19 protein-coding genes, 1 tRNA gene and 2 pseudogenes are annotated in these 21,805 nt (G+C 70.1%); 6 read left to right on the top strand and 16 right to left on the bottom strand.

The genetic code is table 11. The features are described 5' to 3' along the window. Positions 1-50: 50 nt before the first annotated feature. Positions 51-1,352, bottom strand: coding sequence for a peptidoglycan-binding protein (locus ACFZDK_RS29830; protein ID WP_390977015.1), 1,302 nt, complete (start codon positions 1,350-1,352; stop codon positions 51-53). Positions 1,353-1,549: 197 nt separating this feature from the next. On the opposite strand from ACFZDK_RS29830, the gene ACFZDK_RS29825 reads away from it, so the two are divergent. The 3 genes from ACFZDK_RS29825 to ACFZDK_RS29815 all read left to right on the top strand — a co-directional run bounded on the left by ACFZDK_RS29825 (position 1,550) and on the right by ACFZDK_RS29815 (position 5,984). After that, positions 1,550-1,623: transfer RNA gene (locus ACFZDK_RS29825), tRNA-Lys, on the top strand. A 459-nt stretch (positions 1,624-2,082) separates the two neighbouring features. After that, complete coding sequence (locus ACFZDK_RS29820; protein WP_390977014.1) at positions 2,083-4,053, top strand: glycosyltransferase family 2 protein; 1,971 nt, start codon at positions 2,083-2,085, stop codon at positions 4,051-4,053. After that, complete coding sequence (locus ACFZDK_RS29815; protein ID WP_390977013.1) at positions 4,050-5,984, top strand: galactose oxidase-like domain-containing protein; 1,935 nt, start codon at positions 4,050-4,052, stop codon at positions 5,982-5,984. Before ACFZDK_RS29820 ends, ACFZDK_RS29815 begins: the two co-directional genes overlap by 4 nt. 6 nt (positions 5,985-5,990) lie before the next feature. Here the strand turns inward: ACFZDK_RS29815 and ACFZDK_RS29810 are convergent, their stop codons facing one another. Beyond that, the gene (locus ACFZDK_RS29810; RefSeq protein ID WP_390977012.1) at positions 5,991-6,497 is read right to left on the bottom strand and encodes a MarR family transcriptional regulator; all 507 of its coding nucleotides are present in this window, start codon (positions 6,495-6,497) and stop codon (positions 5,991-5,993) included. Positions 6,498-6,537: 40 nt separating this feature from the next. Between ACFZDK_RS29810 and ACFZDK_RS29805 the strand changes: the two genes are divergently transcribed. After that, on the top strand, positions 6,538-7,485 hold the full coding sequence (locus tag ACFZDK_RS29805) for an EamA family transporter (protein ID WP_390977011.1): 948 nt from the start codon (positions 6,538-6,540) through the stop codon (positions 7,483-7,485). Here the strand turns inward: ACFZDK_RS29805 and ACFZDK_RS29800 are convergent. From ACFZDK_RS29800 to ACFZDK_RS29775, 6 genes are all read right to left on the bottom strand, one after another. Beyond that, positions 7,388-8,407 (bottom strand): glycoside hydrolase family 6 protein, encoded by a 1,020-nt coding sequence (locus ACFZDK_RS29800; protein WP_390977010.1) that lies wholly within the window; start codon positions 8,405-8,407, stop codon positions 7,388-7,390. The two genes, ACFZDK_RS29805 and ACFZDK_RS29800, sit on opposite strands and share 98 nt — an antisense overlap. A gap of 346 nt (positions 8,408-8,753) precedes the next feature. Then, complete coding sequence (locus ACFZDK_RS29795; protein ID WP_390977009.1) at positions 8,754-9,419, bottom strand: class F sortase; 666 nt, start codon at positions 9,417-9,419, stop codon at positions 8,754-8,756. A gap of 12 nt (positions 9,420-9,431) precedes the next feature. Continuing rightward, positions 9,432-9,980: a hypothetical protein gene (locus ACFZDK_RS29790; RefSeq protein WP_390977008.1), complete on the bottom strand. Its 549-nt coding sequence runs from the start codon at positions 9,978-9,980 to the stop codon at positions 9,432-9,434. A gap of 117 nt (positions 9,981-10,097) precedes the next feature. After that, positions 10,098-10,877, bottom strand: a complete 780-nt coding sequence (locus ACFZDK_RS29785) for an HAD-IIA family hydrolase (protein WP_359215686.1) — start codon at positions 10,875-10,877, stop codon at positions 10,098-10,100. Between the two features lie 360 nt (positions 10,878-11,237). Further along, positions 11,238-12,221, bottom strand: a complete 984-nt coding sequence (locus ACFZDK_RS29780) for a hypothetical protein (RefSeq protein ID WP_390977007.1) — start codon at positions 12,219-12,221, stop codon at positions 11,238-11,240. Positions 12,222-12,443: 222 nt separating this feature from the next. Further along, complete coding sequence (locus ACFZDK_RS29775) at positions 12,444-13,586, bottom strand: ROK family protein (protein ID WP_390977006.1); 1,143 nt, start codon at positions 13,584-13,586, stop codon at positions 12,444-12,446. Positions 13,587-13,634: 48 nt separating this feature from the next. Between ACFZDK_RS29775 and ACFZDK_RS29770 the strand changes: the two genes are divergently transcribed. Next, complete coding sequence (locus ACFZDK_RS29770; protein WP_390977005.1) at positions 13,635-14,720, top strand: Gfo/Idh/MocA family oxidoreductase; 1,086 nt, start codon at positions 13,635-13,637, stop codon at positions 14,718-14,720. Then, positions 14,720-15,220, top strand: a complete 501-nt coding sequence (locus ACFZDK_RS29765) for a heme-degrading domain-containing protein (protein WP_390977004.1) — start codon at positions 14,720-14,722, stop codon at positions 15,218-15,220. Before ACFZDK_RS29770 ends, ACFZDK_RS29765 begins: the two co-directional genes overlap by 1 nt. A 124-nt stretch (positions 15,221-15,344) precedes the next feature. Here the strand turns inward: ACFZDK_RS29765 and ACFZDK_RS29760 are convergent, their stop codons facing one another. The 8 genes and pseudogenes from ACFZDK_RS29760 to ACFZDK_RS29725 form a co-directional block, all read right to left on the bottom strand. Then, the gene (locus tag ACFZDK_RS29760; protein ID WP_390977003.1) at positions 15,345-16,202 is read right to left on the bottom strand and encodes a fumarylacetoacetate hydrolase family protein; all 858 of its coding nucleotides are present in this window, start codon (positions 16,200-16,202) and stop codon (positions 15,345-15,347) included. Positions 16,203-16,305: 103 nt separating this feature from the next. Then, on the bottom strand, positions 16,306-16,764 hold the full coding sequence (locus ACFZDK_RS29755; RefSeq protein WP_390977002.1) for a hypothetical protein: 459 nt from the start codon (positions 16,762-16,764) through the stop codon (positions 16,306-16,308). A gap of 13 nt (positions 16,765-16,777) precedes the next feature. After that, entirely contained in the window at positions 16,778-17,692 is a 915-nt protein-coding gene (locus tag ACFZDK_RS29750; RefSeq protein ID WP_390977001.1) for a GNAT family N-acetyltransferase, read from the bottom strand. Continuing rightward, positions 17,689-20,157 carry a tetratricopeptide repeat protein gene (locus ACFZDK_RS29745; RefSeq protein WP_390977000.1) on the bottom strand — a complete coding sequence of 823 codons (2,469 nt, stop codon included), beginning with the start codon at positions 20,155-20,157 and terminating at the stop codon, positions 17,689-17,691. Before ACFZDK_RS29745 ends, ACFZDK_RS29750 begins: the two co-directional genes overlap by 4 nt. Next, positions 20,157-20,765, bottom strand: coding sequence for a DUF6879 family protein (locus ACFZDK_RS29740; protein WP_390976999.1), 609 nt, complete (start codon positions 20,763-20,765; stop codon positions 20,157-20,159). Before ACFZDK_RS29740 ends, ACFZDK_RS29745 begins: the two co-directional genes overlap by 1 nt. Further along, a complete protein-coding gene (locus tag ACFZDK_RS29735) occupies positions 20,758-21,054 on the bottom strand; it encodes a hypothetical protein (RefSeq protein ID WP_390976998.1) in 297 nt (98 codons plus the stop codon). Before ACFZDK_RS29735 ends, ACFZDK_RS29740 begins: the two co-directional genes overlap by 8 nt. Before the next feature lie 141 nt (positions 21,055-21,195). After that, positions 21,196-21,609, bottom strand: a pseudogene (locus ACFZDK_RS29730) (hypothetical protein); the annotation flags it as partial. Between the two features lie 6 nt (positions 21,610-21,615). After that, positions 21,616-21,805, bottom strand: a pseudogene (locus ACFZDK_RS29725) (transposase); the annotation flags it as partial.

Raw genomic sequence — 21,805 nt, 5'->3', positions numbered from 1 at the left:
TGCCTCCAGCCTCCGCGCCAGATGCTTCATTCAGGTGGTCGTCGGGTTCGTCACAGGAACAGGCGGCGCCAGGTCTCCGGCCCCGGGTAGCCGTCGGCCGCGCCACCGCGCCAGCCCTGGGCGCGCTGGAAGGCCTCGACGGCGCGCCGGTCGGCCTCGTCCCAGGCCGGCCCCGGGCCCTTGGGGTAGAAGCGGCCGTAGCCCTTCGCGGCCAGCTGCCTGCCGAGCCGGGTGACGTGGTCGTTGCTCGCGCCCGGGCGGAAGTAGTTCTTGCCCGGGTAGCCCGGGACCCCGTGCGAGGCGGGAGCGGGCGTGGCCGTGGTGGCGGGTTTGATGTTCCTGCCCCTGCCGGTGGCGAGGAGTTCCCAGGTGCGTGGCCCGGGCAGGCCGTCGGCGGCGGCGCCGGTCCAGCCCTGGGCCAGCTGGAAGGCCCGGGTGGCCCCCTGGTCGGCCGGGCCCCAGACCGAGGTCGGGCCCTTGGTGTAGTGGCTGCCGGCACCCCGGGCGATCAGCATCCGGCCGAGCAGGGTGACGTACTTGTTGTCGGCGCCGGGCCCGAAGTAGACCGCCCCCGGGAACGGCCCGGCCGCCTTCCCGGCCTCGGCGCCCGAGGCGCCCGGGTCCGCGACCACGCCCTTGTAGCGGTAGGGGACGTACTTGGCGGAGTTGCTCCAGTAGGCGTAGGGCGTGGACTGGCGGCGGGCGTGCGGGGGTGTCTGCTCGTACGCGGTGTAGGCGGTGTGCGTGTAGTCCGTCCAGCCGCCGAAGAGCACGACGTGCGAGCCCTTCTCGGGGTTGTCCGGGTTGTGGAAGAGCAGCATGTCGCCGGGTTCGAGCTCCTCCTTGGTGATCTTCACGCCGAACTGGTCGAGGCTGCCGGTCCACTCGTTCCCGGTCAGGCCCCAGGCCATCGAGACATAGCCGGAGCAGTCCTGCCGGTACCCGTCCGTCCAGTAGAGGGTCATGCTGTACGGCACCTGGGCGGTGACCCAGGTCTTGGCGCGGTTGATGATCTCCGTGCGGGTGATGGGCGGTGTCGTGACCGGGCCCTGGACGGGCTTTCCGGCCGGGCCGTGCAGGGGGGACTTGGCGCCCTGCGGGGTGTCGGGCTCGCCGTCGTCGGGGACGGCGGGCCGGTGGGGGGCGGGCGGGGTGCTGTGGGCCACGGCCGTGGGGGCGCCTGCGGCGAGGGCGGCGGACGCGGCGGCGGCCACGACCAGGACGCTCCGGGCGGCCGGATGCCCGCCGAAGCGGCCGGGCAGCGGGGCCGCGCCCACCCGCCGCCAGTGAACGCATCCGGGGCATTCGCAGTCGTTCGCGGGGTCGAATTCCTCGAATACCGGGGCCGGCATGCGATTCCCCTCACACTTCGGGTGGATATGTCCGGAACTGTGCACGTTGATCAGTTTCCCAACTGTCTTCCCGGTGCGCATGCTGACGGTCCGAATGATGTACGGCAGGGGGCCGACGGGGGTCGCCCCGGTGGCCTACGCCCTCTCCGCGGTCGGGAGCACCCTCCCTGGTCGGGTAGAGTTCTCGATGTCGGCAAGCGCCGCTAGCTCAGTTGGTTAGAGCAGCTGACTCTTAATCAGCGGGTCCGGGGTTCGAGTCCCTGGCGGCGCACAGACAGCAGAAGGCCCTCCGCAGCAGCGGGGGGCCTTCTGGCGTACACCCCACCGGTCGCGTCAGGCCACTTCGGTACCGTCTGCCCCTGTCTGTCAACAACCGACACGGTCGGTCCACAGAATCACCACACGCTCCACAATGAACGCGTATGACCGGTAAACACCGTGTTTCGCTCTTGCGATCATGCTGAGCACCGTAGAACCCTGGTTGTCCAAAGTGCGGATGATTCACGGCACTTGGGGGGTAGGTAACCGGTTGCCAGATCTGCGGGGTGAGGGGCCCCGGTCATGAATCGGTGCCGAGGGGGGCACCATGCAACCGGACGGTCACGGTCCGTGTCCATTGTCTGTGGAGCGACTGTGCCCCGCCATTGACGCGCCCGCGAGGGTCGAGGGGGACCGGATCGGGCGGTGGGACCGACAAACACGCGCTGACCTGCGTGTGGGGGGATGACTCATGACGTCGACGCCGACCGGCGCCCGGCAGGAACAGGAACACGATCCGTCGCGGACGTACGACCCGTCACAGACCACACAGCTCCGGGTGCCCGCACACCGGACCGGCGCCCTGCGCCGGATCAAGAAGACACTGCCCAGATACGACTACGAGCACTACAGCCGGCTCGCGGGCCCCCTCACCCAGCCCGATCCGGGCACGCCGTACCGGGTGCAGTACCGCTCACTGCTCTCCCAGGAGCCGCACCGCCTGCGCGCCGCGCTGATGCTGGGCGCGGCCCCGCTGCTCTCGCTGGTGCTGCTGACCTGGCTGTTGCAGCCCGAGCACTGGACCCAGCGGGACTATCCGGCGTACGACTTCCTCCCGGCCCTCGACATCGTGATGCTGGTGTCGATCGGCCTGATCGAGTTCTTCCGCTGCATGAACGTGCTGTCGAACGCGCACGCGACCCTGGTCGCCCGCGACCCGGTCCCGGTGGTCCCGGAGACCGGCACCCGGGTCGCCTTCATCACCACGTTCGTGCCCGGCAAGGAACCCCTCGACATGGTCACCCGCACCCTGGAGGCGGCCGTCCGGCTGCGCCACCGGGGCCTGCTGCACGTGTGGCTGCTCGACGAGGGCGACGATCCGGAGGTGAAGGAGGTCTGCGCGCGCCTGGGCGTGCACCACTTCACCCGCAAGGGCGTCGGCAAGTGGAACCAGGCCAAGGGCCCGCACCGCGCGAAGACCAAGCACGGCAACTACAACGCCTGGCTGGAGGCGCACGGCGACGAGTACGACTTCTTCGCCTCCGTCGACACCGACCACGTGCCGCTGCCGAACTACCTGGAGCGGATGCTGGGCTACTTCCGCGACCCGGACGTCGGCTTCGTCATCGGCCCGCAGGTCTACGGCAACTACGACACCTTCGTCACCAAGGCCGCCGAGTCCCAGCAGTTCCTCTTCCACGCCCTGATCCAGCGCGCCGGCAACCGCTACGGCGCCCCGATGTTCGTGGGCACCTCCAACGCCGTACGGATCCGGGCGCTCCAGCAGATCGGCGGCCTGTACGACTCGATCACCGAGGACATGGCCACCGGCTTCGAGATGCACCGCGCCAAGAACCCCGCGACGGGGAGGAAGTGGCGCTCGGTGTACACCCCGGACGTGCTCGCGGTCGGCGAGGGCCCGAACGCCTGGACCGACTTCTTCACCCAGCAGCTGCGCTGGTCCCGGGGGACGTACGAGACGATCCTCAAGCAGTACTGGAAGGGCCTGTTCAGCCTGGGTCCCGGCAGGCTCCTCAACTACACGATGATGATCATCTTCTACCCGATGTCGGCCCTCAACTGGATCCTGGCGGCACTGAGCTGCGCGCTGTTCCTGGGCCTGGGCGCCTCCGGTGTGAACATCGACCCGACCGTGTGGCTGATGCTCTACGGCAACGCCTCCGCGCTCCAGATCGGCCTCTACATCTGGAACCGCCGGCACAACGTCTCCCCGCACGAGCCGGAGGGCTCCGGCGGCGTGGCCGGCATGGTGATGTCGGCCCTCTCCGCGCCGATCTACGCCCGCTCGCTGATGGACGCGGTGCTGCGCCGCAAGAGCAAGTTCGTGGTCACGCCGAAGGGCGAGTCGGCCAGCCCGGACACCCTGTTCGGGACGTTCCGCATCCACTGGTTCTTCATCCTCGTCTTCGGCGGCTCGCTCGGCGCCGGCTTCGTCGAGGGCCACGCGCACCCGGCGATGCTCACCTGGGCCTCGCTGGCGCTGCTGATCACGGCCTCGCCGATCTTCGCCTGGCAGTACACGCTGCGCAAGGAGCGCGGGGCGGCCGTGGCGCCGGCCGAGCCGGAGGACGCGGTGCCGGCCGGGTACGTGCCCGCGGGACACGCGCCGCAGCAGCGGCCGGCCTGGGCGCCGCCCCCAGGCGGCGGCACCGAACAGACCATGCGGATCGCGCTCGGCGGACTGGGGGGACGTAAGGAATGAACGACAGTGCCGGCCGCCGCCGGGCTCGTCGTCTCGCGATCGGCACGGCGGTGGTTCTCGCCCTGGCCGGGATGAACGGGCCGTGGGTGTACCGCTTCGGGACCGAGCAGTACCACCAGTACAAGATCAACAGACCCGAGTACAAGGCCGAGAACGGCCACTGGGACGTCATCGAGTTCCCGAAGGAGTACCGCCAGGACACGATCCACGCGGTGCTCCTGCACACCGGGAAGGTGCTGCTCGTCGCGGGCTCGGGCAACAACCAGGACAACTTCGACGCGAAGATCTACGACAGCCGGATCTGGGACCCGGTCAAGGGCACGATCAAGAAGGTGCCCACCCCGGCCGACCTGTTCTGCACCGGGCACACCCAGCTCGCCGACGGCAACATCCTGATCGCGGGCGGCACCAAGCAGTACGAGAAGCTCAAGGGCGACGTCAAGAAGGCCGGCGGCGTCATGATCCTCTACAACGAGAACCCGGACAAGCCGATGACCCTGCCCAAGGGCACCCGGTTCACCGGCAAGCAGAACGGCAGGACGTTCGTCTCCGACGACTCGGTGCTGATCCCGCGCGCGACCAAGGTCTTCGACAAGACCGGGAAGTTCCTGCGGAACAACCCCGGTTACGCGCGGGTCGTCGTGGAGGCCCCGAAGCAGGGCACCCGGTACGAGACCGGCACCCAGGACAACTACAGCATCCAGGGGCTGACCGGCGCCGACGCCCGCAACACCTACGGCATCGCCAACAAACTCGGCATGGACAAGCGGGACTTCGAGGGCATCAAGAACGCCTACGAGTTCGACCCGGTCGCCGAGAAGTACATCAAGGTCGACCCGATGAACGAGGCCCGCTGGTATCCGACGCTCACGACCCTGTCCGACGGGAAGATCCTGAGCGTCTCCGGGCTCGACGACATCGGGCAGCTGGTGCCGGGCAAGAACGAGGTCTTCGACCCGAAGACGAAGACCTGGACGTACACCAGGTACAAGCGCCAGTTCCCGACCTACCCCGCGCTGTTCCTGCTGGAGAACGGCAAGCTCTTCTACTCCGGCTCCAACGCCGGGTACGGGCCGGACAACGTGGGCCGCGACCCCGGGATCTGGGACGTGGACACCAACGCGTTCACCAAACTGCCCGGGCTGAGCGACCCGAACATGCTGGAGACGTCCGGAACCGTGCTGCTGCCGCCGGCCCAGGACGAGAAGTACATGGTGGTCGGCGGCGGCGGGGTCGGCGAGTCCGCGCTGTCCACCGACAAGACCCGGCTGATCGACCTGAAGGACCCCGACCCGAAGTTCGTGGACGGGCCTTCCCTGGAGAAGGGGACGCGGTACCCGCAGATCTCGTTGCTCCCGGACGACAGCGTGCTGGTGTCGGGCGGCTCCGAGGACTACCGGGGGCGCGGCGACTCCGACATCAAGCAGGCGCGGATCTACGACACGGCCACCAACTCGTTCAGGCGGGTGGCCGATCCGCTGGTGGGCCGGAACTACCACTCCGGCTCGATCCTGCTGCCGGACGGCCGGGTCATGTTCTTCGGGTCCAACCCGCTGTACGCGGACAAGGCGAACACCAAGCCGGGCGTCTTCGAGCAGCGGATCGAGATCTACACACCGCCCTACCTGTACCGGGACTCCCGGCCCTCGCTGAGCGGCGGTCCGCAGACCATCGCCCGGGGCGGCACGGGCACGTTCACCTCACCGCACGCCTCGACCATCAGGAAGGTCCGGCTGATCCGGCCCAGCGCCACCACCCATGTGACGGACGTGGACCAGAGGTCGATCGCCCTCGACTTCAGGACCTCCGGGAACAGCATCACGGTGACCGTGCCGAAGGACCGGAACCTGGTGCAGTCGGGGTGGTACATGCTGTTCGTGGACGACGACCAGGGGACACCGAGCAAGGCGCAGTGGGTGAAGGTGCCCTAGCGCGCCCTAGCCCTCCTCCACGCGGGACAGCCAGGTCGTGAGCAGCGTTTCGAGGGTCTCGGCCTCGGCGGGCGTCAGCAGGTCGAGCAGCCGGCGCTCGTTGCGCATGTGGTCGGTGAACGCGCGGTCGATCAGTTCGCGGCCGGGTCGGGTGAGGGCGACGATCCGGCCGCGCTGGTCGTCCTCGGAACGGCGGCGGGTGACGAGTCCGGCCTGCTCCAGGCGGTTGATCCGCTTCGTCATCGCGCCGGTGGTGACCATGGTGTGCGCGGCGAGTTCCCCGGGCGCCCGTTCGTAGGGAGCACCGGCCCGGCGCAGGGCGCACAGCACGTCGAACTCCCCCTCGCCGAGGCCGTAGCGGCCGTAGACGAGGCAGAGCTCCTCGGTGAGCCGGTCGGCCAGCCGGTGCAGTCGGCCGATCACCGCCTGCGGGGCGACATCGACGTCGGGCCGCTCGCGGCGCCAGTCGGCCTGGATGAGGGAGACGCGGTCCGGCGCGTTCGTTTCGTCCATGCATTCCATAATAGCTTCCCGGGAAGCTATATTGCCTTCCATGGAAGCTACTCTGCGCCGGCGGGCGCTGACCGCGGTCGCGCCGGTGGCCTGGGGCGCCAACTACTACGTCACCCACCAGTTCCTGCCGGCGGACCGCCCCCTCTACGGGGCCGCCCTGCGGGCGCTGCCCGCCGGTCTCGTCCTGCTGGCCGTGTGCCGGCAACGGCCGCGCGGTGCCTGGTGGTGGCGGTCCGCGGTGCTCGGCCTGCTCAACGTGAGCGTGTTCTTCGTGCTCGTCTACGCCGCGTCCCAGCTGCTGCCGACGAGCATCGCCTCGACGGTCATGGCGCTGTCCCCGCTGGCGATGATGCTCATCGCCTGGGCCCTGGTGTCCGAGCGGCCGGGCACCGCGCACCTGGCGGGCGCCGCGATCGGGCTCGCGGGAGTCTGCCTCATGCTGCTCACGGGGGCCGACGGCGTCAGCGTGCCGGGCGTCCTCGCCTCGGCCGCGGCCATGCTCGTGTCGTCCTTCGGACACATCCTGACCAAGCGGTGGAGCGCCGGCACCGACGTGCTCGCCTCGACCGCCTGGCAGCTCACCGCCGGCGGCCTGTTCCTGCTCCCGGTCGCCGCAGCGGCGGAAGGGCCGCCTCCCGCGCTCTCCCCGACGGCACTGCTCGCGTTCGGCTACGTCACCCTGGTCGCCACCGCCCTGGCCTTCGTCGCCTGGTTCACCGGCCTACGACACCTGCCCGCGGGCACGGTCGGACTGATCGGACTCCTCAACCCCCTCACCGGCGTACTCCTCGGCACCGCGGTCGCCGGCGAGGTGCTGACCGGCCGGCAGCTGTGCGGGCTGGTCCTCGTCCTGGCCGGCGTCGTCCTGGGCCGGCCCGCACGCACAGAAGTCAGGAAGCCGACGCCAGCTTCAAGGCATAGGCCGGCCACCAGTCCCCCGCCTGCGGCCCGCCCTTGCACGTCCCGTCCGACTCCCCCGGGCGCTTGACCCACAGGTAGGCGTCCACCAGCGGATCCGACGTCTTCGTCGTCGGCGGCTCCCCCAGCGCCCGCCCCGGCGGGTTGCACCACCGCTCGTCCGGATTCCCGCCCGCGTACGGCCCGTTGCCGTTCCTGCTGGTGTCGATCACGAAGTGCTTGCCGCCCACCTTCTGCGACAGCTGCTTGCCATAGGCGATGGAGTCCTCGGTGGAGTAGAAGTTGGAGACGTTGACCGCGAAGCCGTCCGCCAGGTCGACGCCCGCCCGCTTCAGCGGCTGGTAGATCTGGTCGGGGTGGCCCCAGCCGGCGTTGCCCGCGTCCAGGTAGACCTTGGTGTTCTTCAGCGACTTGAGCGTGGTGATCGCGCCGCGCAGCAGGTCGTAGCGTTCCTCGGCGAACTGGGCCCGGGTGCAGCCGTCGACCAGGTGCAGCACGGCGTCGGGTTCGAGGACGACGGTCGCGGGGCGGTCCTGGATGCCCCGGGCGACCCCGTCGATCCATGCCCGGTAGGTGTCGCCGTCGGCCGCGCCGCCCTGGCTGTACTGGCCGCAGTCGCGGTGCGGGATGTTGTAGAGGACCAGTAAGGCCGTACGGTCGGTCTTCTGCGCGGCCTCGGTGAAGCCGCGGGCCTCCTGCTCCGGGTTCTCCGGGCCGATCCACTCCCCGGTCGGCTGTGCCGCTATCTTGCGGATCTGCTCGGCGTCGGAATCCTTGCCGGCCTTCGCGTAGGCCTTGACCTGGCGGGCCGCGTTGGAGTCGGGGTTCACCCAGAACGGGTCCGCTCCCTTGGGCTGTTGGGCGATCGCCGCGCCCGGGTCGGCGGTCTCCTTCTCGTCGTCACCGCCGCCCGAGGAACAGCCGGCGAGCAGCAGCACCGCCCCCAGCGCCCACGCCCAGGCCGACGAGCGGGCCCCCCTGCTGTCGTACATCCAATTCCCCCCTGGGTGCACTTGGCCAGGCCCCAATCGTGACATAACCGCTGCACTCGCCACGAGATCGCCCAAGAGTTGTCCACGAGCTGTTACAGCCCGCGGAGACGGCGGCACCGGCGCCGCACCGCTCGACGGTTGACGGGCGGGGAGCTGGGCCCCGGCGTCCGTTCCCCTCTAGAGTCGATTCCAGGCGGCCCCGGCCTCCGGTCTGCCTTTGCGACCTCCCGCGCCTGACGCCGGGTTACTCCCGCAGCCCGAGCGCGCGCGGTCGAGGACCGGCCCGGTCGGCGGTCTCAGGGGAGCGGGTCGTCGACCGGGCCAGGTGGGGTGCCGTGGCGGAGTGCTATGCGGCGGTTCCGGTGAGGTACGCCGAGACGACCACGTTCGCCGTGTAGCTGTGGGTCGTCCGGTCGAAGGTGCCGCCGCAGGTGATCAGCCGGAGTTCGGCGCGCCCCGACTCCCGCGTTCCGTACGCCTGTTGGGCGTCGAAGTGGTCGCGGGGCAGGACCCTGATGTCGTCGACGGTGAACTCGGCGACCGTGCCGTCGGCGCGGACCACGCGGACCGTCTCGCCGGGGTGCAGGGCGCTGATCTTGTAGAAGACGGCGGGCCGGGTCTCGGTGTCGACGTGCCCGACCAGGACCGCGGTGCCGGCCGCCCCGGGTTCGGTGCCGGAGCCGTACCAGCCGACCACACCGGGCTGGTCGAAGGGCGGCGGGTCCACCCCGCCCTCCGGGTCGAGGCCGCGGGCGACCACGGGGGCCTGCACGCCCAGGTCCGGGATGTCGATGCGCTGGGGCGCGGCCGAGGTCAACGGCTTGGCGGCGGGCGGGAGTTCGGCGCCGACGGGGCGGCCGACGGCGGCCACGTCGCCCGTGGTGGCCCCCGTCATGCCGTCGGGCACCTCGGTCACCCCGCGGCCCCACAGCCAGAGCCCGAGCAGCAGGATCGCCCAGGCCACGCCGGTCAGCAGCCGTCCGGTGCCGGCGGATCGTTCGGAGTCGTCCATGCGGTACCGCCCTCAGCGCGAGCCACGGCCCCGGCGGGCGCCCAGCAGCCCGACGGCGATCGCGGCCAGCGCGGCGAGGACGAGTCCGACGACCGCCTGCGCGGTGTCGGGACCGGCCGAGCGGGAGTCCACCGAGGCGAGCGGGGCGGTCCCCCCGCCGCCCGCGCGCACGGGCGCCATGGGCGAGGGCAGACTCTGCTGCCCGCCCTGCGAGGACAGGGACGGCTGCCCTACGACGGTGACGCTGCCGGTGAGCACGGAGCCGGCGCAGCTGACCTTCACGGTGTAGGTGCCGGCGCCGGTCGTGGAGCGGACCTGGGCCTCGCCGGTCAGGGCGCCGTCGAAGCCGGCCAGGCGGGCGTCCGAGACGAAGGCCGTCGAGGCGGCGCTGCCGGTCGTACCCGAGCAGCCGCTCACCCGCAGCGCCACGACGGAGCCGGGGGCCGGGGAGGCCGGGCTCACGGTGACGCCCTGGCCGTCCGCCGCATGGGCGGTCGCCGGGGAGAGGCCGGCGACGCAGGCCAGTAGTCCGGTACAGAGAGTGAGGCGTAGTGAGCCCATCGTGAACCTCCAGATATCTGGAGGCTCCCCCGCACCGGGCGCCCCCGCATCCTCGGGGGGCGCCTTCTTGCTCCGTACGAGTGAGATCGGGTTTCCTGCCCGGCCGGTCGGACGGGCTCAGATCCGTTCGACGAGGTCCGCGATCGAGTCCACGACCTGCGACGGCCGGAACGGGTAGCGGTCGATGTCGTCCGGCTGGGTGACGCCGGACAGCACCAGGAAGGTGCGCATCCCGGCCTCCAGGCCCGCGAGGACGTCGGTGTCCATCCGGTCGCCGATCATCGCGGAGGTCTCCGAGTGCCCGCCGATCGCGTTCAGACCGGCCCGCATCATCAGCGGGTTGGGCTTGCCGACGAAGTACGGCTCCTTGCCGGTGGCGGCGGTGATCAGCGCGGCCACCGAGCCGGTGGCGGGCAGGTCGCCCTCGGTGGACGGGCCGACGTTGTCGGGATTGGTGGCGATGAACCGGGCACCGTCGTTGATCAGGCGCACCGCCCTGGTGAGCGCCTCGAAGGAGTAGGTGCGGGTCTCGCCGAGGATCACGAAGTCGGGCTCGTGGTCGGTGAGGACGTACCCGATGTCGTGCAGCGCGGTGGTCAGTCCGGCCTCGCCGATGACGTACGCGCTGCCGCCGGGCCGCTGGTCGTCCAGGAACTGGGCGGTGGCCAGCGCCGACGTCCAGATGTTGTCCACCGGCACGTCCAGGCCCATCCGGCGCAGCCGTGCGTGCAGGTCACGGGCGGTGTAGATGGAGTTGTTGGTGAGCACCAGGAACGGCTTCTCGGAGTCCCGCAGCTTCTTCAGGAAGGCGTCCGCTCCGGGGATCGGGACACCCTCGTGGATGAGGACCCCGTCCATGTCGGTGAGCCATGACTCGATGGGCTTGCGGTCTGCCATGTCGTGCGTCTCCTGGCGTGCGTACGGCGAGGGCGCCGGAACCACGGCGTACCGGCGCCCCCAGCCTAGACACAGCTCCGATCACACGGGAATGCCCTGCTCGGCCGCGGTCCGGCGCCGGTCAGGCGCCGATGGCGGACTTCCAGGTCTCGACGTGAGGTTGTTGTCGATGTCGTTCCGGTCGGGCGGGAAGACGTCGACGCCGTCCATCAGCCTGGTGAGCGCGATCGCTGCCGTTCTCGCCGTGCGGGGCGCCCGTGAGCAGACCGGCCGCGCGGTGATCCGCGGCTTCCTGTTTCCTCACGCTGCGCCGGGACGGGTGGCCCGGTCGCAGACGGCGCGTTCCGTGTCGGCCCCGGGTCACCGCCGTCCGCGCGCCAGCAGGACCGCGCTCCCTCCTACGACGAGCAGCGCGACGGTGGCCGCGAGCAGCCCGTGGGCCAGGCCCAGGCCGGTGCGAGCCAGTTCGCGGGAGCGTTCCCCGGCTTTCGCGGCCTCGTCGACGAAGGGCAGGGCGCTGCCCGGGGCGGCGGTGGGGGTGGGGGTCCCCGGGGTGGTGCCGGTCCCGGTCCCGGGGCTGGGCTGGGTGACGGCGGAGGCGGTGGCGGAGGCCTCCGGGCCGGTGGGGTCGGCGGGGGTCGCTGGAGTGGCGGGGTCGGCGGGAGTCGCGGGGGTGGCCGGGGTGGCGGGCGCGGGGCCCGTGGGAGGTGGCGGAGGAGGGGGCGGGGGGTCCTCGCCGATACCGAAGCGGTAGTCGTTCGACTCCCCCACCCACTGCCCGTCCGACCCCTGCCGCTGGACGGCGGCCGCGTTGACCGTGACCGCGTTCGTCACGGCGTCGGAGGCGACGGCGAGTCTGACCTTGACCGAGACGGTCGCGCCGGACGCGATGGTGAACCCCGGGAAGTCGTTCCCGTCGAACACGCCGACCAGCTCCGACTCGTCCGTCTCCGTCAGCATGACCGGCCGGGTGCTCGGACCGTCGTAGAACTCCAGCTCGGTCTGGGCGGGCTTGAGGGCCCTCTTGTCGTCGGCGAGGACGACGACCGGGTGGACGTCGGTGCAGGTGCGGGGCGTGGTGTTCGTGAGGTCGAGATACCAGACGCCGAATCCGCCACCGGCCTCGTAGGTCGAGGGGCCGTCATGGATCCGGGCGGTGAGGGGGAAGCCCTGCTCGTCGGCGCCCGCGCAGGACGCGTCGGTGACGGCGGGGGCGGAGAGGGCAGCGGGCGCGGCGGGCATGGCGGGCATGGCCAAGGCCGCGGGGACGGCGACCGCCGACGACACGGGGGCGAGAACGGCGGCTGCGGCCACGCGGAGGGACAGGGACGTGCTCAGTCGCATGATCAGGTGATCCTGCCGCGCCCGGCCGCGGCCGACCGGCCGCCACTCCGCACAGCGGGACCAACTCCGCCCGATCAGCCCCTACCGACAGCTTCCCCACCACTGTCACTCGGCCGCTGTCAGCTCTCTCACCACAACCGTCACCCCGCCGCCGTCGGCTCTCCCACTACCACCGTCGCCCCCCACCGCCAGCTGGCCCACCACCACGGTCGGCCCTCACGGTCAGCCCGCCGCCACCTCCCCCGCCCCTCCCTCCGCCCGCCCGAACAGCGGGGCGAGCAGCAGGTGGGCCGCGCCCACCGCGACGCCCCGGTCCCCGCCGGGGGCGAGGCGTACGGGGACGGTCGTGCCGAGGCCGCTCTCGCGGCGGGCGTGTTCGTCGAGGACGGCGGCGACGCCGTGGACGAAGGTCTCCGGGTCGGCCGCGATCGTCCGGCCGCCGAGCAGCACGAGGTCGATGTCGAGCAGCCCGGCCAGGTTCGCGGCCCCGACGCCGAGGATCCGCGCCGCCTCGCCGGTCTCGCCGCGGGCCATCGCCGCCAGGCACAGCGCCTCGATACAGCCCCGGTTGCCGCAGTGGCACGGCGGCCCGTCGAGCTGGACGACCTGGTGCCCGAACTCCCCGGCACCGGTGCGCGCCCCCCGGTGCACGCTGTCGCCGATCACCAGGCCGGCGCCCAGCCCCGTACCGAGGAGCAGGCAGGCGAAGGAGCCGTGCTCGCCGCCGACGGCGAGTCCGAGGGCGGCCGCGTTGCTGTCCTTGTCGACTACGACCGGCACCCCGAGCCGCTCCGCGAGCGCGTCCCGCAGCGGAAAGCCGTCCCACTCGGGGAACCCGGTGACCCGGTGCAGCACCCCGTGGATGTGGTCGAGCGGACCCGGCGCCGCGACCCCGGCCCCGAGCACCGAGTCGCCCCCCAGTCCGATCAGCTCCCCGGCCGGTTCCGCGACCGCCGCCAGCACGGCCTCCGCCCCGGCGCCCAGGTCCACCGCCGTGTGCCGCTCGGCGACGACCGTGCCCTCCAGGTCCACCAGTACGACCCGCAGCTCGTCCCGGTCGAGCTGGATGCCCACCGCGTGCCCGGCGTCCGGCACCAGCCGCAGCACGGTGGCCGGTTTGCCCCCCGTCGACGCGCGCCGTCCGGCCTCCGCGGCGAAGCCCTCCTCCCGCAGCCGGGCGGTGATCTTGCTGACCGCCTGGGGAGTGAGCCCGGTCCGCTCGGCCAGTTCGAGCCGGCTGATGCCGGCCCCGCCCGCCGTCCGCAGCAGATCCAGCACCAGCGCGGTGTTGTGACTGCGTACGGCCAGCAGATTCGCTCCGGCCGCGCCGCCCGGTCCGCTCCTCGTCCTGTTCACGCCATCCATTCTCCCCGCCACTTGCACTTTGGCAACAGCGTTGCGAAAGTGGGACCCATGACCCGCATGACAGCTGCCCCTCCCCTCCGCGTCGGCCTCATCGGCTACGGACTCGCCGGATCCGTCTTCCACGCCCCCCTGATCGCCGCCACCGGGGGCCTGGCCCTGGACACGGTGGTCACCTCGAACCCCGAGCGGCAGGCGCAGGCGAAGGCCGAGTTCCCGGACGTCCGGACCGTCGGCACGCCCGACGAGCTGTTCGACCGGTCCGCCGAGCTCGACCTCCTCGTCATCGCGTCGCCGAACAAGACGCACGTGCCGCTGGCGACGACCGCCCTCAGGGCGGGCCTCCCGGTCGTGATCGACAAGCCGATCGCCGGCACCGCCGCCGAGGCCCGCGATCTGGCCGCCCTCGCCGACGAGCGCGGCCTGCTGCTCTCGGTCTTCCAGAACCGCCGCTGGGACAACGACTTCCTGACCCTGCGGAAGCTGCTCGCGGACGGCGAACTGGGCGACGCCTGGCGCTTCGAGTCCCGCTTCGAGCGCTGGCGCCCGCAGCCCAAGGGCGGCTGGCGCGAGTCCGGCGACCCGGAAGAGATCGGAGGTCTCCTCTACGACCTCGGCAGCCACGTCGTCGACCAGGCCCTGGTCCTCTTCGGCCCGGCCACCGAGGTGTACGCCGAGTCGGTCATCCGCCGGGCAGGCGCCGAGACCGACGACGACACGTTCATCGCCCTCACCCACGCGAGCGGCGTCCGCTCCCACCTCCACGTCTCGGCGACGGCGGCCCAACTCGGCCCCCGCTTCCGGGTCCTCGGCTCGAAGGCCGGCTACGTCAAGTACGGCCTGGACCCGCAGGAGGCGGCGCTCCGCGAGGGCGAGCGCCCGGGCACCGAGGACAGCTGGGGCCTGGAACCGGACTCGCTGTACGGCCGTATCGGCGCGGGAGAGTCCCCGGTCACCGGCGGCGGCCGTATCGTCCCCACTGTCCCCGGCGACTACCCCGCGTACTACGCGGGGGTGGCCGCGGCCCTGCGGGGCGAGGGCCCCAACCCGGTGACCGCCCTGGAGGCGGCCGCCGCCCTGGACGTACTGGAAGCAGCGCGCCGCTCGGCGCGGGACAAGGTGACGGTGACCCTCTGATGCACCACCCGCAGATCACCCCGAGGTCCGCTCCCGAACTCACCCCGTCGGTGGAGGAGCTGGAGAAGCAGGAACACCGCCTGGTATTCCGGCAGTTCACGAACGACGACGCGTGGGAGCTGGGCTCCCTGCTGGTGGAGATGGCCCGGGAGCGCCAGGCCCCCGTGGCCATCGACATCCACCGCGCCGGCCAGCAGCTCTTCCACGCGGCCCTGCCCGGCTCCGCCCCCGACAACGACGCCTGGATCATCCGCAAACGCCGGGTGGTGGAGCGCTACGGCGCCGCGTCCTACCTGGTCGGCGCCCGCTTCCGCGCCAAGGGCACGACCTTTGAGGAGTCCTCCCGCCTCGACCCCGACGCGTACGCGGCCCACGGCGGCTCGTTCCCGATCAACGTCGAGAACGTCGGCGTCATCGGCTCGGTGACGGTCTCCGGCCTCCCCCAGCTCCAGGACCACCGCTTCGTGGTGGAGGCGCTGGAGACCTTCCTGAAGCTGTAACGCACGTCAGCCGGAGCGCCCCGCCAGGGGCGCTGGGGGTACCCCCGGCCGAAGGCTGGGGGAGGAACCGCGCGAGCAACCACAACACAGCCGCACCCGCCCGCACAGCTCAACCCCCCGCCCCTCAGGCGTCCTTGAACTCCTGCCGCTGACGACCGAGCCCGCCGATCTCCAGCTCCACCACGTCCCCGCCCCGCAGGAACGGCTTCGGCTCCGGCGCTCCCAGCGCCACCCCCGCCGGAGTCCCCGTGTTGATGACGTCCCCGGGGTACAGCACCATGAACTGGCTGACGTACCGCACGACTTCGGCCACCGAGAAGATCTGCTCGGCCGTCGTCCCGTCCTGCTTCAGCTCCCCGTTCACCCAGAGCTTCAGCGACAGCCCCTGCGGATCCCCGACCTCGTCCGCGGTCACCAGCCACGGCCCCAGCGGGTTGAACGTCTCGCAGTTCTTCCCCTTGTCCCAGGTCCCGCCCCGCTCGATCTGGAACTCCCGCTCGGACACGTCGTGCGCGACGGCGTACCCGGCGACATAGGACAGCGGATCCTCGTCGTCGGCCACATAACGGGCGGTCCGCCCGATGACGACGGCGAGCTCGACCTCCCAGTCGGTCTTCACGGACCGGCGCGGCACCAGCACGGTGTCGTTCGGCCCGACGACCGTGTCCGCGGCCTTGAAGAAGATGACCGGCTCGGCCGGCGGCTCGGCGCCCGTCTCGCGCGCGTGGTCGTGGTAGTTGAGCCCGATGCACACGATCTTGCCGATCCGCGCCACCGGCGGCCCGATCCGCAGCCCGGCCGCGTCGAGCACGGGCAGCTCCCCCGCGCCGGCGGCGGCCCGGACGCGCCCCAGCGCCACGTCGTCGGCGAGCAGCGCCCCGTCGATGTCGTCGACGATCCCCGACAGGTCCCGCAGCACACCCTCGGCGTCGAGCAGCGCCGGCCGCTCCGACCCCGCCGTACCGACTCGCAGCAGCTTCATGGTCGTCACCATCTCCCTTGATAGCGGGCGCCCGACCGATGGGTGCAGCCATCGGAGGACTGGTCGATCCTCCAATGAGAGCATGCAGCGGGCAAGAGCCTGTTCACGTACTGGACTGCGACCCGAAGTTGATCGAATCAACATTGCCGGCTTGAATCACGGTCTCGTTTTGCACACCACCACTGATGACGTTGTGGACGTTCACGGTCTTTTGAGTTCTTCGGTCGCTGCTGTCGGGCCTGAGCACTGCGAGGACTGCCGTCAGTGCGGAGGCGGCAGCCGGGTCGGCCGCCAGAACGCGCCGCAGGCGCATGCGCCACTCCGCCTCCACGTCCGACGCGGTCTGCTCGTCACCGGTCTCCGTCGCCACGGCGAGTTCACGCCGTGAGGCCTCCAGCTCGCTGCCGATCATGTTTCCTTCGCCTGCTTCGCCCCCGTCGACACCGCGACGCGAGAAGAACGAAACGATGTGATCACGCGACTGCGCCCACGTGTCCGCTGCCATCTGCTGGACGAACGTCGTAGCACCCGCGGCGGCCAGAGCCGTCAGCTCCGCATCCATGAATCCCCCTTTCTCAGTGGACCCTTTTCGACCACGTGGTCAGGGTCGGCCGGTATCCCGACTCCGCCCAGAAGGGGGCGGCGAACGGGTTGTGCAGGCTGTGGTGGAGCATGACGGCCGTTGCTCCGTGTCCGCGGAGGATGTCGTGTGCCGCAGCGACCAGACTGCGGCCGACCGATTTCCGCCTCGCTGCCGGTTCGATGAACAGCCGGGACAAGTACCCTGCGGGTTTCATGGTGATCTGCTGTTCGATCCACGCCCCGCTCGGCACCTGCCCCTGGATGAATCCGACCGGGGTCTTGTCGGTCGATGCCACCAGGATGAAGCAGTTTTCGTCGGCCATGGCTTCGGCGAGTTCCGTGTGCAGCCGGGCGCGCAACGCCGGGCGGTCCGGCAACACCCCCAGCTGGTTCTCGAATCGATGCAACCGGTGCGCCTGATCCGCCAGCCACTCCAGGTCGTCCCGCTGGGCCGGCCGCACGATCGTGCCGCCGGGGAGATCGTCCGGCCGGTGCAGTTTCTTGACGACCAAAGAGGTCAGCGGCGCGAAGCCGTGCCGCACCAGCGGTGCGGCACACGCGGTGTCGAGGCTGGGCCAGGTCAGCGTCACGGCCTGGTCGGCGCCCCGGTCGGGGTCGGCATCGATCCGGTCGAGCAGCCCGACCATCACCTGATCGAAGGCCGGGCCTGGGTCGGGCCCTGCGACACGGATGTGCAGGATGTAGCGGCACAGCGCACCCCAGAGGGATGCATAGGCGTTCTCGTCGTAGCGCTGCTCCTGGATTCTCCCGATCGCGAGAGTCCCTATTACGTGGTGCTCCGGCATCACTGGAGCAGGGGCAATGCGAGGATCGATCCGGCGCATCCTGAGATTGTGGTCCGCGGTCAGCCGGGCGGCGATTCTGTCGAGTTCCGTTTTCTCGTTCACAGGCTCAGCTCATCAATCGTCTCGCGAAGGCGCAGTGCGCGGGGATCATCGAACTCGGCCAGGATCGTCGCGGCCTCCGTCGCATGGGTACGGGCCTCGTCCTCGGCATCCCTCGCGCCCTCGCCGTCCTCTCCGGACAGCACCAGCGCCAGGTTCACCAGTGCGCCCGCCAGCGCCCAGCGGTCCTGAACCTCGCGATAGATGGCGATCGCCATGCGGTGGAACTTGGCCGCATCGAGGGGGCGGCCAAGGTTCCGATAAGCCTCGCCCGTGCCGTCGTGCGCCGCGGCCTCCCTGTTCCGATCGCCGATCTGCCGCTGAATGACGGCGGACTGCTGGCAGGACACCAGGGCTTCGCCGGGTTCGCCGAGAGCACACTGGATTCGGGCGAGTTCGAGCAGCCAGAACGCTCCCCACGCGGTGAGCCTGTCGGTTTCGGCAATGGCGAGGGCTTTTCTGATGGTGGACGATGCGGCATCGGTCTCGGCGAGTTCTCGTTGCGTCATCGCGAGGTAGAACAGCGCGTTGCCTTCGTAGGCCCGGTCCTCCGCCTCCCTGCAGAGACGGACCGCCTCGGTGAGGTCCAGCACCGCAGTGTCCAGATCGAGCCCGTCGTATCGGGCGATTCCCAGGTTGGTCAGGACCAGGGCTTCCCAGCGGCGGTCGTTCAGGCTGCGGAAGATTTCCCGTCCTTCTCGGAAACGCTGCTCGGCCGCGCTCAGCCTCCGTCGCCGCCAGTCGAGCAGACCGAGGGCGTTGACGGCGACCCCTTCACCGTAGCGATCGCCGGTCTCCCGACGCAGTCGCAGCGCTTCGATGTGGTGCCTCTCGGCCTGGTCGAGTCGTTGTGACTGCAGGTACGCCTTGCCCAGGCTGTCGTGCATCTCCGCCTGTCCACGGCGGTCGCCTATGGCCGTCGCGGAAGCTAGACCGATCTCTGCCGTGGTGATCCAGTCCTGGAACGGGTTGCGGCTCACATAGACACTGCGCAGCAGAGCCGCGATACGCCATGCCAGGTCATGGTGGCCGGTTGCCGCAGCCGCACGGACGGCGGACACAAGATTGGCCTGTTCCTGTTCGAACCACTGCAATGCCGCGGCACGGCCGGGGAATTCCTCCACAACCGCGTCTGCACGACGATCGGGATGCGGGCTCAGGCGGTCCAGTGGGGCGATACGGGCAATCGCATGGGTCAGGGAGAGCGTGTAGTAGTTCAGCACTCGCATCAGCGCGGCGTCCCTGGCTTCCGCGCTCTCGTGCTGGATCGCTTGCTGGGCGGCGTAGATCCGTAATAAATCATGGAACTGGAAGCGTCCGTGCGCGGGCTGTTCGAGTACGTGCGCCCCGACGAGAACGTCAAGTACCCGGCGGGCCGCCGAGACCGTGGTGGCGCCGAGCGCGGCCGCCGCAGACACCCCGATATCGGGACCAGGATGCAGTCCCAACAGGCGGAACAGTTTTGCCGCGTCCTCGGACAGCGCACGGTACGACCAGGCGAAGACGGTCCGCACGGCGTCGGATTCGTCGTCTTCTTCGGCGGTCAGAGCACCCCACAGCGCCGACTCGTCGCGCAGATCGGCAATCAGCTCGTCAAGGGGCATCAGCGGTCTGCTGGAGGCACGCTCGGCGGCGATCCTCAGGGCCAGAGGCAGTCGAGCGCACAGGTGGGCCAACTCGGACAGTGCCGCTTCGTCGTCGGGAGTCCGGTATCCCGCCGTCACGGTGCGCAGAAGTTCGACCGCGTCCCGCTCAGCGAAGATGTCCAGCACCAGCCTGTGTGCGCCGTCCCTGGCGACCAGCCCCGAGAATCGATGCCGGCTGGTGACGAGGACCAGGCAGTTCGGGTTTCCCGGCAGCAGCGGTCGTACCTGACTGACAGTCGCGGCGTTGTCCAGCACCACGAGCACGCGCCGGTCGGCCAGCAGCGACCTGAAGAGCGCGGAACGCGCCTCCAGCCGCACCGGAATCGCTGAAGCGGTGACGCCCAATGCCCTCAGGAAGTGGTCAAGCACCTGCTCCGCGCTCACCGGTTCGCCCGGGTCGTACCCTCGGAGGTTCGCATAGAGCTGGCCATCGGGGAAACGGGCACGGACGCTGTGCGCCCAGTGCAACGCGAGCGACGTCTTGCCCACCCCGGCGGTCCCGGTGATGACGTAGATCCCCGTGGTGACCGAAGCACCCGGCTCCCGGTCCAGGATGGCATCAAGCACACGGAGTTCACTTCCGCGGTTGACGAACCCCCCTATGTCACCGGGCAACTGACGGGGAACCACTCGCTGCGAGCCGGGGCTGTCATGGAAGTGAATTCCGCCGTACACACTCCCGGCCTGCACCACGTCATGCGCGGACCCGGACAACTCGGAGTGGGTCTCAACGTTATTAGGAATGTTGTCCGGGATGTCGCGCGGGCCTTCGTTCGGGTCTTCGTTCGAGCCTTCGTTCAGTGGATCTGGTGAATTCTCCATCAATGCTGTTCTGAATCGGCCAAAAGCCCTTCGCGAGTGAAGTAACCGCGAATGTCTTCGCCTTCTCCGTACAACCGCTGGATGAACTCCCGGCAACGGACGATCAGTTCGCGCTGCGAGTAACGGATTCCACCCTGCTGGAGCCCGTTGTCGTCGTAAAGGAGTTCGTACATCACGTCGTCACCAAGCGTGATCAGCTCGGGGAGCACCCCATGCGCTTCGAACTGCTTGACTCGCCCGGAGTCGATGACCCTCGTATAGCCGCCCAGTTCGTCTCTCAGTAGTAGAAGGCGCAGCTCCCAGCGCATGTAGTCGGTCAGCGGAGGCTCGACCACCCGGATGCGCCAGGTCTCGAATCCATGGGCCCGGATCTTGTCGTAGTGCCTGCTGAGCGACTCACGGCGCTGCTCCAGCAGGGTGAAAGAGGTGCGCCAGTCGCCCTGGGAGGATGCGACCCAACTGTCGTCCTTGGGTTCCAGGAACCCCTGAAGCCGTTCCAGCTTCCAGAACCCCGATGGGCCGATCTTCCAGAAGTGCTCCTCGAAGTCGGCCAAATAGGCATCCCCGAGCAGCCGTTCACCCGAGGCGCCCGCCAGCATGTCAAGCATCCGGGATGTCCGCCTTCGCCGCCCGTGCCATTCCCCGGGGGATCACCACGAGACGTTCACCTTCACTGACACTGACGCCCTGCGGCAGTTTTCCGGCGTAGTTCTCGGTGAGGTCCCGTCCGATCACGGCGACGTCACCGTTGGCCAGTTCCCAGAGTTCCGGGCAGCCGCTCTCACCGCCGCTGCCGGTCTCGTCGGCTTCGCGACCGCTGCCTGGATCGGTGGGCGCGATGCCGAGCCGGCGTGCGAAGGGCGCTTGCGGATCAGGCTGCCAGACATTGGTTCCCATGCCGACTCTCCGTATTCGCCGGTATACCAGGAGGTATCAACTTAGCGTAAGCGCCGCCGCACTGTCGATGGATTCACCGTCAGCCGGCGCGAGCTCCAAGGTACTTCGGCCACTTACCCCAGGCCCCCCACTCCTTTCCTCTCACCTGTACAGCACAACCCGCTCCACCGCGCTCCACGTCGTACTGGTCACCACGTACAGCGCGGCGGCCAGCGGCACCACGGCCACGGTGAACAGCGTGAAGTACGACAGGAACGGCATCACCTTGGTGACCGCGCCGACCCCCGGCACCTGCTGCTCCCCCTCGCCCACCGCCGCCGCCGTTCGCCGCGCGCGAAGGAAGTTGAAGGTGGCAACGGCGGCGACCACCGCGAACAGCGCCAGATAGACCAGCCCGCCGCTCCCGAAGGCGCCGCCGTCGGCGAGGACATCGCTCCACCGTCCGCCGAGCGGGGCGCCCCACAGGACATGGGACAGCAGATCGTTGCCGCGACCGCCGATCGTCGCGTTGGAGAAGAGGTGGTAGAGGAGGAAGAACGCGGGCAGTTGCAGCAGCCGTTCCTAGAGACTGAGCGGGAGTGAGTCCTGTTGCCAGGATTCGTGCTCAGCCGAACGCCCCGGACGGTGTTGGGCGTTCTGGTCGACCGCGTTCCTGCCGCGTCCGGCGCCGACGGATCGTGTCCGTGGTCCGGGGATGCGGGGGCGGTGTCCCTCACGTCCTGGGGTGCCCGGTTCGGCCTGGACGGTCCGA

The sequence above is a fragment of the Streptomyces sp. NPDC007901 genome, from assembly GCF_042959465.1.
GTDB lineage: Bacteria > Actinomycetota > Actinomycetes > Streptomycetales > Streptomycetaceae > Streptomyces.
This window is presented reverse-complemented; position numbering and strand designations above follow the sequence as displayed.

Coding starts and splice junctions, on each gene's coding strand:
- ACFZDK_RS29830 (WP_390977015.1), bottom strand. CDS start 1,352: ATGCCGGCCCCGGTATTCGAGGAATTCGACCCCGCGAACGACTGCGAA.
- ACFZDK_RS29820 (WP_390977014.1), top strand. CDS start 2,083: ATGACGTCGACGCCGACCGGCGCCCGGCAGGAACAGGAACACGATCCG.
- ACFZDK_RS29815 (WP_390977013.1), top strand. CDS start 4,050: ATGAACGACAGTGCCGGCCGCCGCCGGGCTCGTCGTCTCGCGATCGGC.
- ACFZDK_RS29810 (WP_390977012.1), bottom strand. CDS start 6,497: ATGGACGAAACGAACGCGCCGGACCGCGTCTCCCTCATCCAGGCCGAC.
- ACFZDK_RS29805 (WP_390977011.1), top strand. CDS start 6,538: ATGGAAGCTACTCTGCGCCGGCGGGCGCTGACCGCGGTCGCGCCGGTG.
- ACFZDK_RS29800 (WP_390977010.1), bottom strand. CDS start 8,407: ATGTACGACAGCAGGGGGGCCCGCTCGTCGGCCTGGGCGTGGGCGCTG.
- ACFZDK_RS29795 (WP_390977009.1), bottom strand. CDS start 9,419: ATGGACGACTCCGAACGATCCGCCGGCACCGGACGGCTGCTGACCGGC.
- ACFZDK_RS29790 (WP_390977008.1), bottom strand. CDS start 9,980: ATGGGCTCACTACGCCTCACTCTCTGTACCGGACTACTGGCCTGCGTC.
- ACFZDK_RS29785 (WP_359215686.1), bottom strand. CDS start 10,877: ATGGCAGACCGCAAGCCCATCGAGTCATGGCTCACCGACATGGACGGG.
- ACFZDK_RS29780 (WP_390977007.1), bottom strand. CDS start 12,221: ATGCGACTGAGCACGTCCCTGTCCCTCCGCGTGGCCGCAGCCGCCGTT.
- ACFZDK_RS29775 (WP_390977006.1), bottom strand. CDS start 13,586: ATGGATGGCGTGAACAGGACGAGGAGCGGACCGGGCGGCGCGGCCGGA.
- ACFZDK_RS29770 (WP_390977005.1), top strand. CDS start 13,635: ATGACCCGCATGACAGCTGCCCCTCCCCTCCGCGTCGGCCTCATCGGC.
- ACFZDK_RS29765 (WP_390977004.1), top strand. CDS start 14,720: ATGCACCACCCGCAGATCACCCCGAGGTCCGCTCCCGAACTCACCCCG.
- ACFZDK_RS29760 (WP_390977003.1), bottom strand. CDS start 16,202: ATGAAGCTGCTGCGAGTCGGTACGGCGGGGTCGGAGCGGCCGGCGCTG.
- ACFZDK_RS29755 (WP_390977002.1), bottom strand. CDS start 16,764: ATGGATGCGGAGCTGACGGCTCTGGCCGCCGCGGGTGCTACGACGTTC.
- ACFZDK_RS29745 (WP_390977000.1), bottom strand. CDS start 20,157: ATGGAGAATTCACCAGATCCACTGAACGAAGGCTCGAACGAAGACCCG.
- ACFZDK_RS29740 (WP_390976999.1), bottom strand. CDS start 20,765: ATGCTTGACATGCTGGCGGGCGCCTCGGGTGAACGGCTGCTCGGGGAT.
- ACFZDK_RS29735 (WP_390976998.1), bottom strand. CDS start 21,054: ATGGGAACCAATGTCTGGCAGCCTGATCCGCAAGCGCCCTTCGCACGC.